This is a genomic window from Photorhabdus khanii NC19 (assembly GCF_000517265.1).
In the GTDB taxonomy this organism is placed as follows: Bacteria; Pseudomonadota; Gammaproteobacteria; order Enterobacterales; family Enterobacteriaceae; genus Photorhabdus; species Photorhabdus khanii.
Genome location: NZ_AYSJ01000005.1, coordinates 1 through 1,447 on the forward strand (window position 1 = coordinate 1; position 1,447 = coordinate 1,447).

At 57.7% G+C, this 1,447-nt stretch carries 3 protein-coding genes and 1 pseudogene; 1 reads left to right on the top strand and 3 read right to left on the bottom strand.

The window, feature by feature from the left end:
• Positions 1-157 (bottom strand): Rop family plasmid primer RNA-binding protein (locus tag PTE_RS07005; RefSeq protein WP_000165983.1); only part of this gene is annotated, 157 nt, incomplete at its 3' end.
• A gap of 64 nt (positions 158-221) precedes the next feature.
• Here PTE_RS07005 and PTE_RS27435 point away from each other — a divergent pair.
• Complete coding sequence (locus PTE_RS27435; protein WP_081450183.1) at positions 222-557, top strand: hypothetical protein; 336 nt, start codon at positions 222-224, stop codon at positions 555-557.
• On the opposite strand, the gene PTE_RS23440 is transcribed toward PTE_RS27435, so the two are convergent.
• Both PTE_RS23440 and PTE_RS07020 read right to left on the bottom strand, forming a co-directional pair.
• Positions 554-892 (bottom strand): hypothetical protein, encoded by a 339-nt coding sequence (locus PTE_RS23440; protein WP_002310911.1) that lies wholly within the window; start codon positions 890-892, stop codon positions 554-556. The two genes, PTE_RS27435 and PTE_RS23440, sit on opposite strands and share 4 nt — an antisense overlap.
• Positions 796-1,353 (bottom strand): annotated as a pseudogene (locus PTE_RS07020) (tetracycline resistance MFS efflux pump); the annotation flags it as partial. The gene PTE_RS23440 and the pseudogene PTE_RS07020, both read right to left, overlap by 97 nt.
• Positions 1,354-1,447: the final 94 nt, after the last annotated feature.

Sequence of the window (1,447 nt, forward strand, 5' to 3'; positions counted from 1 at the left end):
GGCAGCTGCGGTAAAGCTCATCAGCGTGGTCGTGAAGCGATTCACAGATGTCTGCCTGTTCATCCGCGTCCAGCTCGTTGAGTTTCTCCAGAAGCGTTAATGTCTGGCTTCTGATAAAGCGGGCCATGTTAAGGGCGGTTTTTTCCTGTTTGGTCACTGATGCCTCCGTGTAAGGGGGATTTCTGTTCATGGGGGTAATGATACCGATGAAACGAGAGAGGATGCTCACGATACGGGTTACTGATGATGAACATGCCCGGTTACTGGAACGTTGTGAGGGTAAACAACTGGCGGTATGGATGCGGCGGGACCAGAGAAAAATCACTCAGGGTCAATGCCAGCGCTTCGTTAATACAGATGTAGGTGTTCCACAGGGTAGCCAGCAGCATCCTGCGATGCAGATCCGGAACATAATGGTGCAGGGCGCTGACTTCCGCGTTTCCAGACTTTACGAAACACGGAAACCGAAGACCATTCATGTTGTTGCTCAGGTCGCAGACGTTTTGCAGCAGCAGTCGCTTCACGTTCGCTCGCGTATCGGTGATTCATTCTGCTAACCAGTAAGGCAACCCCGCCAGCCTAGCCGGGTCCTCAACGACAGGAGCACGATCATGCGCACCCGTGGCCAGGACCCAACGCTGCCCGAGATGCGCCGCGTGCGGCTGCTGGAGATGGCGGACGCGATGGATATGTTCTGCCAAGGGTTGGTTTGCGCATTCACAGTTCTCCGCAAGAATTGATTGGCTCCAATTCTTGGAGTGGTGAATCCGTTAGCGAGGTGCCGCCGGCTTCCATTCAGGTCGAGGTGGCCCGGCTCCATGCAACGCGACGCAACGCGGGGAGGCAGACAAGGTATAGGGCGGCGCCTACAATCCATGCCAACCCGTTCCATGTGCTCGCCGAGGCGGCATAAATCGCCGTGACGATCAGCGGTCCAATGATCGAAGTTAGGCTGGTAAGAGCCGCGAGCGATCCTTGAAGCTGTCCCTGATGGTCGTCATCTACCTGCCTGGACAGCATGGCCTGCAACGCGGGCATCCCGATGCCGCCGGAAGCGAGAAGAATCATAATGGGGAAGGCCATCCAGCCTCNCGTCGCGAACGCCAGCAAGACGTAGCCCAGCGCGTCGGCCGCCATGCCGGCGATAATGGCCTGCTTCTCGCCGAAACGTTNGGNGGNGNGACCAGTGACNAAGGCTTGAGCGAGGGCGTGCAAGATTCCGAATACCGCAAGCGACAGGCCGATCATCGTCGCGCTCCAGCGAAAGCGGTCCTCGCCGAAAATGACCCAGAGCGCTGCCGGCACCTGTCCTNCNAGTTGNATGATAAAGANNANNGTCATNANTGCGGCGACGCTCGNGGCGGNNTANANCNNCCTNNCNNCGANCATNGNACCGCTGANCGAANNANGGCTGGNNTTATGCCGCCTNGGCNNGCACNTNNANCTG

What these genes read in the sequence shown, in the direction of transcription:
- PTE_RS27435 (WP_081450183.1), top strand. Translation starts at nt 222, where the DNA reads ATGCTCACGATACGGGTTACTGATGATGAACATGCCCGGTTACTGGAA.
- PTE_RS23440 (WP_002310911.1), bottom strand. Translation starts at nt 892, where the DNA reads ATGGAACGGGTTGGCATGGATTGTAGGCGCCGCCCTATACCTTGTCTG.